Here is a 14,232-nt window from a genome sequence, read left to right on the forward strand (position 1 = left end):
AAGTGCAATTTCTTAATGGGTGATCGTAAGAGTTGACCTCCGTGTTGGAAGCGGACGTTTTTGGTGCGAAGCGACAAAGTTGTCCGCCTTCCAACACGGAGGAATAAAAACAACCGGCAATGCAAAAAATAAAAAAGGGAGACCACTGTCTCCCCAGGATTAATTACTTTTGTATTGTCATATGCACCAATACTTAACCTGTGAGCAAAGGTACGCAATCTGCCAGGAAAAACAAAAGAAACAGACCCATAAAGCAATCTGGGACAAGGCCGATGCCCTTTCTCAGAGCCGTATGCATCGTGCTCTGGGAAACCGCGCCGTGAGCCAGCCGCTCGCCTGGCGCGTAAAAGAACTCATCACTGGGGAGCAATGGTCTCCCAAACAAATATCCAGCTACTTTGCAAAGGAGGGTGTAAAGATATCTCACGAGACCATTTGACAAGATGCTCCGCAACGACACAAGCGGTACGCTTGCCACAAACTGCCGACACAAGATGAAGTATCGCCACAACCCCTGGCACAGGCATGAGACCAAGACCCAAGGCATCAGGAACAAGGCAAGCATACACGAACGTCCCAAGGAGGTTGACGGCAGCCGGTTCGGAGACTGGGAGATGGACTTGATTGTCGACAAGGACAGCAATGCCATCCTCACGATGGTGGAGCGCAGCACGAACTTCCTCGTCATGGAAAAGCTCAAGCATGGTAAGAAGGCCACGCCGATGGATAAGACGGTATGGAGGAGGCGGCCCTACATGGGAGAGCATCTCAAGACGATCACAACGGATAACGGAAGCCAGTTTGCAGAGTATGAGTGGATTGCACATAGGTTGGCACTGGATATCTATTTCACGGATGCATACGCTTCATAGCAGAAAGGAGCTATCGAGAACACCAACAAGCTTATCGGGCAGTATATTACAAAAGGAACAGATATAAGTACCGTTACTGACAAAAGAATTAAGATGATACAGGCTAAAATCAACAGAAGAGCAAGAGAAAATCGGAGTAGAACTTATCAGTTGGCTGAAAGTAATTACTGTTCTGATGTTTGTTCTAATAGAAATATTGATGATTACAAATCCCGACCTTGTACTTTGGACAACTTTACCCTTCATTGCTCTGTTGCTTTATGTCTGCATCAAATACAAATTGAAATTGCTGTAAACAGGTTGATATATCGAAAAAAATATGTAAGTTTGCATATTATAAATAACAAATGAGTAGAAGACGATGGTTAGTTCCTTCGTTGAACATAAATAAATATAAACACGTATGAACTTTTTTCAGAAACTATTTGGTAGCAAAGAAGAAGTAAAAGTACAAAACGAGGCGAAAGATTTCGATGTATTGAAATACGATGGTGTCAGAGCCATGAAGACAGGCGAGGTAGACTATGCCGTGAAATGCTTTAAACACGCATTGGAAATAAAAGACGACTTGGAAATTCACGACCACCTTTCCATCGTCTATACTTCAAAAGGTATGTTCTCTGAAGCTTACGAAGAACTGCAGACATTAAGTAAGGCGCAGCCCGACAATGTGCAGATATTCATTCGTATGGCAAATATAGCCTTTATGATGGAGAACTATGGCGCAATGGCAAATGCCTGCGAAAAGGCGATACTTATAGATTCGGCAAATGCAACGGCACACTATCTGTATGCTGAAGCCTGCAAGGGACAGGGCGACGACGTTAATACAATAGCTATGGCAACAAAGGCGATCTCGTTAGACAGCAAGCAAGGCAACGCCTACTTGCTGCGTGGCGAGACCTATCTGCACACACAGCAACTTACCGAAGCCGAAGCCGATGTAGCTTGGCTGTTGGAACACACAGAAGACAACGAAGATGTACTGTTATTGAAAGCGAGAATCGAACGAGCAGCCACTCGCAACGATGAGGCAATAGAGTATTTCACAAAAGCCATTGATGCCAACCCATTTTCATACACTGCATTTAAAGAACGCAGCGAAATGTATTCTTTAATAGGAAACGAGGCGAAAGCAAAAGAAGATGCCGAAAGAGCAGAAGAGCTGATGCCAACAGATGGTAAAGAAAATGCAGAAGAAAATATTGAGAAACAACTCAATGACAAGTATAAACAAATGAATCCATATGGTTTTTAGTTCAAAAATATAACGAACAACATATTATTATAATGGAATTAGAACTACAACCGTTAGAACTTCCACATAAAGAAAACCAACCCATCATAATAGCAGGTCCTTGCTCTGCAGAAACCGAAGAGCAGGTAATGGACACTGCCCAGCAACTTTCAGCCAATGGTTGCAAGATATTCCGTGCAGGTGTTTGGAAGCCACGCACCAAACCTGGGTGCTTTGAAGGCAACGGCGAAAAAGCTCTGCCTTGGCTAAAACGGGTGAAAGACGAAACAGGTATGCTTATCGCCACCGAAGTTGCAACGCCCGAACACGTGGAACTGGCTTTAAAATACGATATGGATATACTGTGGATTGGTGCACGGACAACCACCAATCCGTTTGCCATACAAGCCTTATCCGACTTACTATGCGGTGTAAAGAACATTCCTGTATTGGTGAAAAACCCTGTAAATCCTGACCTTGAACTATGGATTGGTGCGCTGCAACGCTTAAATCAGGCAGGCATAAAACGATTGGGCGTTATCCATCGTGGCTTTTCGAGTTACGAAAAGAAAATATACCGCAACTTACCTATGTGGCAAATTCCCATCGAGTTGCACCGCCGCATACCCACCTTGCCGATTATTTGCGACCCCAGCCACATTGGCGGACGACGCGAACTGATTGCGCCACTTTGCCAACAAGGACTCGATTTAGGTGCCGACGGACTAATAATAGAAACCCATTGTAATCCGAACAAAGCGTGGAGCGATGCTGAACAACAAGTAACGCCCGAGCAATTAGACCTTATTCTTTCGCAACTCATCGTACGCAATAAGCACACAACAAGCGAAGAGCTACACCAACTGCGCTCACAGATAGACGAAATGGACAGTTCGTTGATAAACTTACTTGCCGAACGCTTCAAGCTTTGTCGCGAGATTGGCAAGTTCAAGAAGGAACATAATATGACTATCTTGCAGTCGGAACGCTACAACGAAATGTTGAAAAAGTGTGCGCGACAGGCAAACGCATGTGGAATAGATACCAAATTCGCTGCTCGCATTCTCGAAATCATACACGAAGAAAGCGTGCGCCAGCAGCTTACTATGCTGAACTAACAGTCATTTACCCGTTATGAAACATCTATGGTTGCTGTTTCTCTGCCTTCTTCCTTGCACATTGGTGGCACAAGAACGCTTACGCATAGTAGAATGGAACGTAGAAAACTTGTTTGACACAGAGCACGATTCAGAGAAAAACGATTTGGAGTTTACACCCAACTCGCCTCGCCATTGGACACGCACAAAGTATTGGGAGAAGCTGAACAAAGTGGGACAAGGCATTATTTCGTGTGGCGAGGATTCTGCAAGGACTTATCTGCCCGACTTGATAGGATTGTGCGAAGTGGAAAACGACAGCACGATGATTTACCTTACACAACGTTCGCTACTGCGAAAAGCACGCTACCAATATATTATGACAGCTTCGAACGACGAGCGCGGCATAGATGTCGCCCTACTCTACTCACCTTTCACCTTCCGAATTATGAAAGCCGACACCATTCATATCCCTCCATTAAAAGAGATGAGGCCTACTCGCGACATACTGCACGTAATGGGCGAATTGGTGAATGGCGACACGCTGCACGTAATTCTCTTACATGCACCAAGCCGTTCGGGCGGTGCTATATTCTCAGAACCATTCAGAATACACGTTGCCACTCAACTTTGCAATACCATCGACTCGATTAAAGCAACTGCAAATAATGCTAAAATAATAGCAATGGGCGACTTCAACGATTATTCCGACGACAAGTCGCTACAGAAAATATACAAGCATGGAATGACAAACATATCGCAAAATGCAATGGGAAAGAATGGAGCAAAAGGAACTTATCGCTATCGGGGAGAATGGGGCAGCTTAGACCAAATACTTGTAAGCACGAATTTAGTGCCCAAGGTACAGCAATGCAGAATAAACGATGCACCTTTTCTGCTCGAAGAAGATACAAAATATGGAGGCGTAAAGCCCCGCCGATTTTACAATGGTATGCGCTATAACGGTGGATTTAGTGACCATCTTCCATTGGTATTCGACTTGTTATTCTAACGTTAATACAACCACGAACAACCTACAACCACTGTAAGGGTGTGCCTCATCACATCCCCACATTCTACTTAAACAGATTGTCCATTATTCCAGTATGCTTTTTCTGCCATATTAAAGCTACAATGATTACAGGCAAGAAACTCTTTACACATCTGTATGGAGGGCGAGAAAAAATATATGAACATTTAAACTTTTAGATAATGAGAAAAATATTTATTATTTGCTTAATATTTCTGATGGTATTATCATTATGGGCTACATCAAGACCTCAAAAGAATATAAAGAGATCTCCTGAGCAAAAATTCAAACTCTGGCTTAATGATACAATTAAGCATATTAAAGGCAAATACACTATTAGTTATGACTCTACATTATTAACTATAACTGACAGCTTTTCATACATAGTTAGAAAAAGAAAAACAACTTATAATACCAATAAGAAAAATTCAGAAGCTATACAATATATGCTGAAAGATGTTCATGAGCCTCCATATATTAATTATAGAGTAATAGCTGCTAAGTATGATAAGTTTACTCCATCAGAAATAGACCACCTAAAATATGAGGCTTATACAGAGTTTCCGCTTATAAGGGTTTTAGCAAGAAACATGATTATAGATTATAATGAAAATAGAGCTAGTATCAAGAGTGCCTATATAATAAATAGACAAATAAAAGATACAACATTAGTTGTATTTAGCTATAAAGGAAACAAGATTGTAAAAAGATATTATAAGAGTAATCGAGCTAAGAATAGGTAACAAAATAGGACTGGTGTAATAAAAATAGGACGGTTATTAAATAACATCAAAAAGAGATAGTAAATATTAACTCAATATAGATGTGGTTGCAATTTTATTGCACCAATAGTATTCAGCAATAGAAACTGAACTCTTGGAAATTCTGCCAACTTGGTAATTCATATAAAATAAAAAATCTCAAAGCAAAATTTTGAGACTCTCTACAATTATACTCGTACACCCTTAGGGATTCGAACCCTAGACCCACTGATTAAGAGTCAGTTGCTCTACCAACTGAGCTAAGGGTGCATAAAAACGAAACCTGCACCAAAGTGTACACCCTTAGGGATTCGAACCCTAGACCCACTGATTAAGAGTCAGTTGCTCTACCAACTGAGCTAAGGGTGCATATTTCGTTTTAGTGAGTGCAAAGGTAGCTATTTTCCGTTAACCAACCAAAAAAAAATATCTTTTTTTGGAAATAAATTTATGGTGTAGAGTCCGTTCATTCTCGGAAATTATTCCTGCTGCCGTTTTACTGTCCTTAAAAAGTGTGTAAGCCCATATTTTTCTTATCTTTGTATAAAATAGAAAGAGAGACAGAAAAATGGAACTTACACACTTACAAATATGGCTCAAACGCTCGCTTTCTTCTCATTATCCAGCAGTTTATTCGATGCCATTTTCATTGCCACTCACAGGGACAAACAAGTCTCTAAAAAGACTTGTTGTAACGTACGTCCGAAGAATTGCAATTGTCTGTAAATAGAGCTATGTCTCTACCCCTCGAGTGATATGGAAACGTACTCCATGAGTGGGGTGCGAAAGCAGTTTCAGGAAGAGGAAACAATCCATAAATTCGTCGAACTCACGTTATCAGACCATTTAGGATTATCATGTTATATTGAGGAAGTATGAAGCCGGCCGGAAACATGGCTTACCTTACTTACATGGACTTTCCCCCTGCAAATGCAAAGATGCATATATACGACTAACTGGATTGAAAGGCTCAATAAGAAATATAAGAAGACGATAGGAATGGGAGCATCAATGCCATCAGACAAGTCGGCACTTTTCCTCCTGGCAAGTGCTGCCATGGAAGAGCCAGAAACAACATGTGTCAGGAAGATTTATCAATGGAAATTCTGGAAACACAAGAAAGAAAAATGAATAAAAAACAAAGAGAAGAAGAGAGAGAACTTACACACTTTTTAGGACACTACCAATAAAATACATAGATATATAATATATAGGTAAATGTCATATGCCGAAGACATTCAGCAACCAGCATATAACACAAAAGAGCAAAAGGCTCAATATTATTCGTAATATACAGCTCGTAATCTTCTTTATAATGAAGATAAGAGCTATAAAACAGAGAATGGCCTCTAAAGTATTTCCAATATGTCCCATATACCTAATCCTTTCCCAGAATACGTTTAAAGCCTGTTGGGATTTGTGTACTAAACTCCATAGGCTGATGTGTTACGGGGTGATAAAAACAAAGAATATAAGCGTGCAGACACAAACGCTTCAGAGGGTCGTCGCCATTGCCATATTTTGTATCGCCACATACAGGGTGGTTTATATCAGCAGCGTGGACACGTATCTGATTTTTGCGCCCTGTTTCCAACTTAAACTCTACCAACGAATGTGTATCGGTGGTTCTTAAAACGTGGAAATGCGTAACAGCGTATTTGCCACCATTGTCTACGGGCGAACTGTATGTAACGTACAGTTTGTTTTCCTTCAACCAATTGGCTACCGTTCCGCCTTCCTCTTCTATTCTACCGCTAAGCACAGCGATGTAACGCCTGTCGTAAACACTATGATGCCATTCGTGTTCGAGCTGCTGGCGGGTTTCCATATCTTTAGCATAAATCAGCAAACCCGATGTTTCACGGTCGAGGCGGTGAACCACGTGTGCTGTGCATTTCTGTCGAGAACGTTTGAAATAGTCATCGAGTATTGTCTTTACATTCAGAGAAGACTGTCCGACACCCATCGAAAGAATGCCGTGGCTTTTCTCTACCACCACCAAATATCTGTCTTCGTAAACCAATTTTACGTACTTACTCTGAAATTGGTCGTTCTTTTTGCTTGTGCTGACAGATACTTTATCGCCTTTATGCAATGCGAAATCGAATTGTGTTACAGTTCTGTTATTGACTTTAATGCCACGATTTTGAAGTGTTGCCTTTGTTTTCGATTTACTTTGCTTTACGTTTTCCAACAACCACTCCAACAACGGAGCATCGTCTTGCACGTTCATCTGAACGTACTTTTCCTTTTTCTTATATGAATTATCTTTCCTCATTCTGCCGCAAAGGTACAATGTTTCCTGTTTTAAACAATGAATAGTAACTAGCGAAGGCGTTAATGATTATTAATATAATGTAGAAAAACAATCGTAAACAACGCTTAGACTTACAGTAGTTTTCTTATTTTACCTCTATTTTCCTTATCACTTTACACGGATTTCCAACAGCAACAACATTATCGGGAATATCCTTTGTTACTACCGAACCAGCACCAATGGTTACGTTGTTGCCAATGGTAACGCCAGGAAGAACCACTACATTGCCACCAAACCAAACATTATTGCCAACCTTTATGGGGTACGCATATTGTATTTCTGCATTTCTTTCCTGCGGGTCGATGGCATGCCCAACGGTATAAAAGGAACAATTCGGAGCAATATAAACATTGTCGCCAAACGTTACCTTCGCTTCGTCCAATATAACAAGGTTCGTATTGGCAAAGAACTTCTCGCCTATTTCTATATTGAAACCATAGTCGCAAAAGAAAGGCTGGATTATTCTAAACCAACTTCCAGTCTTGCCTAATAACTTTCTCAACCCTTCGGTGCGTTCCTCACGCTTGGAAGGAGAGAGATGATTTAAGTAAAAACACTCTTCCTCGCACTCGCTCAGTCCTTTCAACACTTCTGGGTCTAAGCCGTAATAAGGCAGTCCTTGCTCTTGTTTCTCTTTTTCTGTCATATACTTCTGCTGTTATCAATGGTTCTTTGGAATGCCAATCGTGGGTCGCCATTCTCCAAATATATTATGCCACAATAGGTAAAACCCAATTTCTTCAATGCGTTGCGCATAATAACATTCTCTTCGTGGGTGTCTATTCTGATGTTCTCAACCTTTTGAAAGCAATATTCCATCACCGCCGAAAGAACGCCGTGAACGTTTGGAACAGATGCAATGCGGTGAATGGTACCATAGGGTTCGTTGTTCAGCCACCCTTCTCCTTCTATTTTAAGGTAAGTTGGGTCTGTGCCTTGAATGAAAGCAAAGGTTGCAATGGGCGAACCGTCGTCTGACAGGACAAGATAACTGTTTCCTTTTTCTATATCCGTCTTTATTTGTTCGTCAGAGGGGTGCGTATTTCCCCATTGATGAGAGTTGCCCGATGCTATCATTTTCTCTCTGCCAAACTGTATTATCGTCAAGACAACGGGCAAATCTGATAACAGTGCTTTCCTTATCATTCCCATACTTTCTGCCTTTTCAATCAATAAAACGCTTGGTTATTTCGCCATAACTGTCGATACGTCTGTCGCGAAGGAAGGGCCACCAACGACGCACATTCTCGCTTCGTTCAAGGTCTATATTTACAATGATGCTTTCTTCGTCGTCTGTACAAGCTTGATAGTGGAGTTCTCCTTGCGGACCCGCTACAAAGCTACTGCCCCAGAACTGTATTCCGTTCGTTTGTTGGCTTGGGTCTGGCTCATACCCTACTCTATTTACAGCAACTACTGGTAAACCGTTTGCCACAGCGTGTCCACGCATCACCGTTGTCCAAGCCTCGCGTTGGCGTTCCTGTTCCTCCTCGCTATCGCTGCTTTCGTAGCCGATTGCGGTAGGATAAATCAAGATTTCAGCACCTTGCAAAGCCATTAGCCTTGCTGCTTCGGGATACCATTGGTCCCAGCAAACCAGTACGCCCAAGCGTCCAACGCTCGTATTGATAGGTTTAAAGCCTATATCGCCTGGCGTAAAGTAGAACTTTTCGTAATAGGCAGGGTCGTCAGGAATGTGCATCTTCCTATATTTTCCTGCAATTGTGCCATCTTTTTCAAATACCACTGCAGTGTTATGGTACAATCCTGCCGCACGTTTCTCGAACAATGAGGTTACAAGTACTACTCCGCATTCTCTTGCCAACGCACCATAGATTTCCGTTGATGGGCCGGGAATAGGCTCGGCAAGATTGAAGTTGTCTACATCTTCTACTTGACAGAAGTAGAGCGAGTTGTGCAATTCCTGTAAAACAACAAGTTCTGCACCACGATTAGCCAAATCCTTGATACCTTCGATAAGGTTTTCTATATTCTTTTGTATGTCAGCTGTATTGTGTAGCTGAAGCATTCCTATTTTCAATTCTCTCATAATATCTAACGCTTTCGATTTTAAAACAATGTGGAAAGTAAGTTTACTTCTTTATAAAACACCTTCGGGGAACTGCATCGTGATACAATGAATGGAACCATGTTGGCGTATAATGGTTTGCGAATCGACTCCGATAACATCATAATCGGGGAAAGCTTCCTGTATGATATCTAAAGCCTGCTTGTCGTTTTGGGGCTGATTGTAAGTCGGAACAATTACTGCGCCGTTAAGAATCAGGAAATTCGCATAAGTAGCGGGTAATCTTTCGCCCTCGTCGTAAATAGCTTCGGGCAGAGGCAACTTATAAAGGCGGTAAGGTTTTCCTTCCAAAGTTCTCAACGATTGCACTTGTTGGTCGAGTGCTTTGAGGTCGTTGTAGTGTATGTCATCAACATCGTCGGTGCCAATATAGAGCAATGTGTCGTTGGGCGCACAACGGAATATGGTATCTATGTGCCCGTCGGTATCGTCGCCTTGCAATTCTCCGTGTTCAATCCAGACAACACGGTGCATATCGGGGAAGATTTCAAGCAAACGCTTTTCAATATCGTCCTGAGTCAAAGGTTGGTTTCTGTGGGGTGCATTCAGACACAAGGTTGTAGTAAACAAAGTGTGCTTGCCATCGCTTTCTATTGAACCTCCTTCCAAAACAAAATCTTTATGGTTTTCCAACACGCCGTTGAAGGTTTCCATAAAGTAAAGTTGCCTGTTAATGCGGTTGTCTTTATCCGACTTAAACTTCTCTCCCCAACCATTAAAACAGAAATCCAACAAATGAGGAAGCATGTTCGTCTTCAGGTTTTCTGCCACGGGAAGCAATGTTATGGGTGCAACATCTCTTGCCCACGTGTCGTTATTGCTGCATTGGCGAAAGATTATTCGCTGGAATTGCTCTGCTTTCAGATGCCTTGCAAGCAGTTCCTTCACATCTTCTATGTATTGTGCCACTACCAACAGCTTCTCGTACCGTGTTATAACATCAGCGAGTTCAAGATAAGTTGTTGTTATTTCCTCCAGATAGGGTTGCCAATCTGTTTCTTTATGTGGCCAAATCAACATAATGCCACTTTGTTTTTCCCACTCTGCAGGAAGTCTGAAAGAATATTTGTCCAATGTATCCATCTTTGCATCAAAGTTATTTATCTGCAACCGGATCATCACCTTTTCTTATAAATACAGGTGTCCCGTCCGCTGCAAAGTTACAATAACCTATAATCGTGAACAAGTTTTTCTTTATATTTTTACTTCGCCACGTTTTTTATGGTCTCTAATCTATGAAAAACACCGCAAGTTTGCCCCACGGCCAGGGCGCGTAGCCCAGAAGAGCGATACCGGCAATACAAAAAAAGGATCCCTTTTGTGGGCTCCCCAAGATTAATTATCTTTATATTGTTATGTATAAACAATTAACCTCGGAGCAAAGGTCGCAAATTTTTGCCTTACTCCAAAGAAAAAGTCCAAGAAAAGAGATTGCTCATATTGTGGGCATCAGTCAATCCACGCTTTCTCGTGAATTAAAACGCAACAGCAGTCTATCAGGTAAGTATTTCTGGTTCAAGGTGCATGACAAAGCCATGGAGCGTAGGAAACGTTCCACCAACATGCTCTTCATGACGAAGCTGTCGCACGGGAAAAAATCTGAGCCGTTGGCTAAAGAACTGCGCAGGCTACTACCCCCTACAGGAAACATATAAAGACCATCACCACAGACAATGGTCCTGAATTTGCAGCGCATAAGCAGATTACCGAATACTTGGGAGCAGTCGTTTACTTTGCAAACCCGTATGCCTCGTGGCAGAAAGGAGCGATTGAAATTATACAACCTTTAGCAGAGACAATTATTTCTTATCGCATCGTAAATAGTACTTTTATTTCTTCCCGAATTTACTTAACCATTTTAATGGTTTTTTCATTAATGATTTAAGACGACTTTCCGATTTTTCATTTTTTATCTCGTATTTTGTACTTCTTCGTGGGTTGTTTTCCTCTACAAAATTTTGTTTTTTCTTAGTTTTTTTCTTATTGTGCTTAACTTGTTTTGTATCAGCATCTCTATTTGCATTTTTGTATTGTTGAGATTTTGCTTTATTATTTGCAGATTTTACATTTCCATTATTTTTTTTTCTCTGATTTGGCATGTTGCCTTTATCAGATTCTCTATTTTGATCTCTATTCTGTTTATTTTCTATTGCAGTCGGCAAATCTTTCTTGTTGCGGTACTTGTTTCTAACAGACTTCTTTTCGTTGGGTTTATTTTCGTTAGTATCTTGCGCGTTAGTGCTTGTCTTTTTGCCCGTCGGTTCTGCGATTGCAGATTGGAGACGATTATTTTTCTTGTTATTACGGACCTTTTTATCCTTATGACTTTGTTGGTCTCGTGCTTTTCTTCGCCTTACTTTGGCACTTGTACCTCTTCTTTTACCATTACTTTTATATTCCGGTCCCTCTCCTATACCTTCCGGTAATGGAACTTTCTCGATTTCTTTCCCTAAGAATTTTTCTATTTGTTGGAAATTGTAGATATCGTCATCACTAATAAGTGTTATTGCAACGCCATCTCTGTCTGCTCGTGCCGTACGTCCAATCCGGTGTACATAATCTTCTGCATCGTGTGGTACATCATAATTAATAACCATTGTAATATCATCGATATCAATTCCTCTCGATAAAATATCGGTAGCCACAAGAACGTCTATTTGTCCACTTTTAAATTTGAACATCATCTCGTCGCGCTGAGCCTGATCCAAGTCAGAATGCATCTGCCCGCAATTTATCTTCTTTTGATTGAGCGATGAAGCTATCTGTTTTACTTTTTGTTTTGAACCAGAGAAGATGATAACCCGTTGAAGATGGTTCGCTTTAAATATATTTTTTACAATCGCCATTTTTTGCGTCTCGTAACAAACGTAGGCTATTTGATGTATTTTATCGGCAGGCTTACTAACAGCAAGCTTAATTATAGCGGGATTTTTAAGCAAAGTTCCTGCAAGTTCCTCAATCTTTTTAGGCATTGTTGCCGAAAACATGATTGTTTGGCAAGTTTTAGGGAGTTTTTTTTGAATGGTTAGGATATCGTCTGAAAATCCCATGTCCAACATTCTGTCAGCTTCGTCAAGAATGAAGAAACTAACCTTAGAAAGGTCTACATTGCCTAAAGAAATATGTGAAATAAAGCGTCCTGGGGTAGCAATAACAACATCGGCACCTAAAGACAAACTTTTTAATTCCTGGTCGTAACGGTTTCCATCATTGCCCCCATATACAGCAACGCACGAAACGCCATTCAAATAGTATGAGAAACCTTGAAAGGCCTGATCTATTTGTTGGGCTAATTCGCGAGTTGGCGACATAATCAGACAATTTATTGAATCTTCAGGATAACCTCCATCGGCGAGTTTTGAAAGTATTGGAAGCAAGTATGCGGCAGTTTTGCCTGTTCCTGTTTGTGCTACGCCTAAAATATCCTTACCTTTTAATATTTCCGGGATACATTTTTCCTGAATAGGTGTACATTGTTCGAAATGCATATCATAAAGTGCATCGAGTATATCGCCATTTAAATCTAAGCTTTCAAAAATCATAAAAAATCTATTTTCTCCTTTTTATAAAGGTTATTGTTTTATTTATTCTTTTACTTATTAATTAGGTGCCTGACGATAACAGAAGTATGCTATCGCTGCAAAAATTATATTTGGAATCCAAGCAGCCAATATTGGTGGAGTATTCGCATTAATGGCAAAGGTAGACGAAATAGTTTGCAATAGAATATAACTTACGCTCAATACCAGTCCGATGCCAAGATATAAACCCATTCCGCCTTTTCGTTTACGCGCAGATAACGACAAGCCAATGATGGTCAAGACGAATGATGCGAAAGACATTGCTATACGTTTATGATATTCTACTTCGTATTGTACTACATTCTTGGAACCTCTGCTTGTTTGTTTCGAAATATAGTCGCGGAGTTCGGAAGAAGTGAATGTTTCCTGTTGCCCTTTTGAAAAAATTAAATCGGTAGGTTCCATCATTATAACAGTATCCTTTTCAGCCCCTGCCGTAATATGTTCTATCAATCCTCGTAATTTTCTGTTCTTCCAATCGGATATTTTCCAATGATACTTTGAATCTGCTATCGTATCATATTGAATTTCGCTGGCCGTCAGATGGTCTACAAGTTTGTTACCATCAAATTTGTCTAACGAGAAACCATATCCGCGTTTATACTTGTCATCATAGCTCTGGATATAGGCTACAGTATTCTTGGCAACCTTTAATTGTACATTTTCGGCAGCTGTATTTATCTTTGAATTAAGATAAAGAGATTTGAAGTTCATACGTATTATGGTGCCGTGTGGTATTACGGAACTGTTTAAATAATAAGTTAAACCAGCTATTAGAATACACGAAATCATATAAGGACGCAGTAAACGGTTGAACGATACGCCAGAAGCAAGCATAGAGATAATTTCAGAATTGCCCGCTAATTTTGATGTGAAGAAAATTACGGCTATGAAAACGAACAGGGGAGAGAAAAGATTGGAATAGTATGGAATGAAGTTCGCATAATAATCGAATATGATAGCATGCCACGGAGCCTTATATTCGGTAAGTTTCGATAAATTCTCGTTAAAGTCGAATATGATGGCTATGGAAATAATGAGAATTATTGAAAAAACATAAGTACCTATGAATTTCTTTATGATGTACCAATCCAATAAACCAACAAGATGTTTTGGGTGAAGAGCAGGTAAATAGTCCTTTAACCATTTAAGGGCCTTAATTAAAACCTTTATAAGTTGAAGATGTCTTGCAGCCTCCAACTTATTGGTTAAAATTTTTATTATCCTGTTGAATGGATTTCTCATCTA

Annotated in this window: 11 protein-coding genes, 2 tRNA genes and 3 pseudogenes; 7 read left to right on the forward strand and 9 right to left on the reverse strand. The window is 40.6% G+C overall.

Going from position 1 to position 14,232, the window contains the following annotated elements; all coding sequences use genetic code 11:
• Positions 1–181: 181 nt before the first annotated feature.
• From RDV52_RS11285 to RDV52_RS09535, 5 genes and pseudogenes are all read left to right on the forward strand, one after another.
• Positions 182–1,001, forward strand: a pseudogene (locus tag RDV52_RS11285) (IS30 family transposase); the annotation flags it as partial.
• Between the two features lie 274 nt (positions 1,002–1,275).
• Positions 1,276–2,130: a tetratricopeptide repeat protein gene (locus RDV52_RS09520; protein WP_004365828.1), complete on the forward strand. Its 855-nt coding sequence runs from the start codon at positions 1,276–1,278 to the stop codon at positions 2,128–2,130.
• A gap of 32 nt (positions 2,131–2,162) precedes the next feature.
• A complete protein-coding gene (locus tag RDV52_RS09525) occupies positions 2,163–3,227 on the forward strand; it encodes a bifunctional 3-deoxy-7-phosphoheptulonate synthase/chorismate mutase type II (RefSeq protein WP_004365826.1) in 1,065 nt (354 codons plus the stop codon).
• A 16-nt stretch (positions 3,228–3,243) separates the two neighbouring features.
• Positions 3,244–4,218: an endonuclease/exonuclease/phosphatase family protein gene (locus tag RDV52_RS09530; RefSeq protein WP_004365823.1), complete on the forward strand. Its 975-nt coding sequence runs from the start codon at positions 3,244–3,246 to the stop codon at positions 4,216–4,218.
• A gap of 200 nt (positions 4,219–4,418) precedes the next feature.
• Complete coding sequence (locus RDV52_RS09535; protein ID WP_004365818.1) at positions 4,419–4,979, forward strand: hypothetical protein; 561 nt, start codon at positions 4,419–4,421, stop codon at positions 4,977–4,979.
• A gap of 215 nt (positions 4,980–5,194) precedes the next feature.
• On the opposite strand, the gene RDV52_RS09540 is transcribed toward RDV52_RS09535, so the two are convergent.
• Both RDV52_RS09540 and RDV52_RS09545 read right to left on the reverse strand, forming a co-directional pair.
• Positions 5,195–5,267, reverse strand: a tRNA-Lys gene (locus RDV52_RS09540).
• A 26-nt stretch (positions 5,268–5,293) separates the two neighbouring features.
• Positions 5,294–5,366: transfer RNA gene (locus tag RDV52_RS09545), tRNA-Lys, on the reverse strand.
• Between the two features lie 493 nt (positions 5,367–5,859).
• Here RDV52_RS09545 and RDV52_RS09550 point away from each other — a divergent pair.
• A pseudogene (locus tag RDV52_RS09550) lies at positions 5,860–6,128 on the forward strand (transposase); the annotation flags it as partial.
• A gap of 247 nt (positions 6,129–6,375) precedes the next feature.
• Here RDV52_RS09550 and RDV52_RS09555 read toward each other — a convergent pair.
• The 5 genes from RDV52_RS09555 to RDV52_RS09575 form a co-directional block, all read right to left on the reverse strand.
• Positions 6,376–7,275: an RluA family pseudouridine synthase gene (locus RDV52_RS09555; RefSeq protein WP_040556746.1), complete on the reverse strand. Its 900-nt coding sequence runs from the start codon at positions 7,273–7,275 to the stop codon at positions 6,376–6,378.
• 124 nt (positions 7,276–7,399) lie between these two features.
• A complete protein-coding gene (locus RDV52_RS09560) occupies positions 7,400–7,960 on the reverse strand; it encodes a sugar O-acetyltransferase (protein WP_004365808.1) in 561 nt (186 codons plus the stop codon).
• Positions 7,957–8,466, reverse strand: coding sequence for a GNAT family N-acetyltransferase (locus RDV52_RS09565; protein WP_223381193.1), 510 nt, complete (start codon positions 8,464–8,466; stop codon positions 7,957–7,959). Before RDV52_RS09565 ends, RDV52_RS09560 begins: the two co-directional genes overlap by 4 nt.
• A gap of 13 nt (positions 8,467–8,479) precedes the next feature.
• The gene (locus tag RDV52_RS09570) at positions 8,480–9,364 is read right to left on the reverse strand and encodes a carbon-nitrogen hydrolase (protein WP_004365803.1); all 885 of its coding nucleotides are present in this window, start codon (positions 9,362–9,364) and stop codon (positions 8,480–8,482) included.
• Positions 9,365–9,415: 51 nt separating this feature from the next.
• On the reverse strand, positions 9,416–10,486 hold the full coding sequence (locus RDV52_RS09575; protein WP_172606446.1) for an agmatine deiminase family protein: 1,071 nt from the start codon (positions 10,484–10,486) through the stop codon (positions 9,416–9,418).
• 272 nt (positions 10,487–10,758) lie between these two features.
• Between RDV52_RS09575 and RDV52_RS11290 the strand changes: the two are divergent.
• Positions 10,759–11,177 (forward strand): annotated as a pseudogene (locus RDV52_RS11290) (transposase); the annotation flags it as partial.
• 55 nt (positions 11,178–11,232) lie between these two features.
• On the opposite strand, the gene RDV52_RS09585 reads toward RDV52_RS11290, so the two are convergent.
• Together RDV52_RS09585 and RDV52_RS09590 are read right to left on the reverse strand one after the other, a co-directional pair.
• Positions 11,233–12,945, reverse strand: coding sequence for a DEAD/DEAH box helicase (locus RDV52_RS09585; protein WP_004365796.1), 1,713 nt, complete (start codon positions 12,943–12,945; stop codon positions 11,233–11,235).
• 57 nt (positions 12,946–13,002) lie between these two features.
• Positions 13,003–14,229, reverse strand: coding sequence for an LptF/LptG family permease (locus RDV52_RS09590; RefSeq protein WP_004364312.1), 1,227 nt, complete (start codon positions 14,227–14,229; stop codon positions 13,003–13,005).
• Positions 14,230–14,232 lie beyond the last annotated feature (3 nt).

This window comes from Prevotella nigrescens, assembly GCF_031191185.1.
Taxonomy (GTDB): domain Bacteria; phylum Bacteroidota; class Bacteroidia; order Bacteroidales; family Bacteroidaceae; genus Prevotella; species Prevotella nigrescens.

What these genes read in the sequence shown, in the direction of transcription:
- RDV52_RS09520 (WP_004365828.1), top strand. Translation starts at nt 1,276, where the DNA reads ATGAACTTTTTTCAGAAACTATTTGGTAGCAAAGAAGAAGTAAAAGTA.
- RDV52_RS09525 (WP_004365826.1), top strand. Translation starts at nt 2,163, where the DNA reads ATGGAATTAGAACTACAACCGTTAGAACTTCCACATAAAGAAAACCAA.
- RDV52_RS09530 (WP_004365823.1), top strand. Translation starts at nt 3,244, where the DNA reads ATGAAACATCTATGGTTGCTGTTTCTCTGCCTTCTTCCTTGCACATTG.
- RDV52_RS09535 (WP_004365818.1), top strand. Translation starts at nt 4,419, where the DNA reads ATGAGAAAAATATTTATTATTTGCTTAATATTTCTGATGGTATTATCA.
- RDV52_RS09555 (WP_040556746.1), bottom strand. Translation starts at nt 7,275, where the DNA reads ATGAGGAAAGATAATTCATATAAGAAAAAGGAAAAGTACGTTCAGATG.
- RDV52_RS09560 (WP_004365808.1), bottom strand. Translation starts at nt 7,960, where the DNA reads ATGACAGAAAAAGAGAAACAAGAGCAAGGACTGCCTTATTACGGCTTA.
- RDV52_RS09565 (WP_223381193.1), bottom strand. Translation starts at nt 8,466, where the DNA reads ATGGGAATGATAAGGAAAGCACTGTTATCAGATTTGCCCGTTGTCTTG.
- RDV52_RS09570 (WP_004365803.1), bottom strand. Translation starts at nt 9,364, where the DNA reads ATGAGAGAATTGAAAATAGGAATGCTTCAGCTACACAATACAGCTGAC.
- RDV52_RS09575 (WP_172606446.1), bottom strand. Translation starts at nt 10,486, where the DNA reads ATGGATACATTGGACAAATATTCTTTCAGACTTCCTGCAGAGTGGGAA.
- RDV52_RS09585 (WP_004365796.1), bottom strand. Translation starts at nt 12,945, where the DNA reads ATGATTTTTGAAAGCTTAGATTTAAATGGCGATATACTCGATGCACTT.
- RDV52_RS09590 (WP_004364312.1), bottom strand. Translation starts at nt 14,229, where the DNA reads ATGAGAAATCCATTCAACAGGATAATAAAAATTTTAACCAATAAGTTG.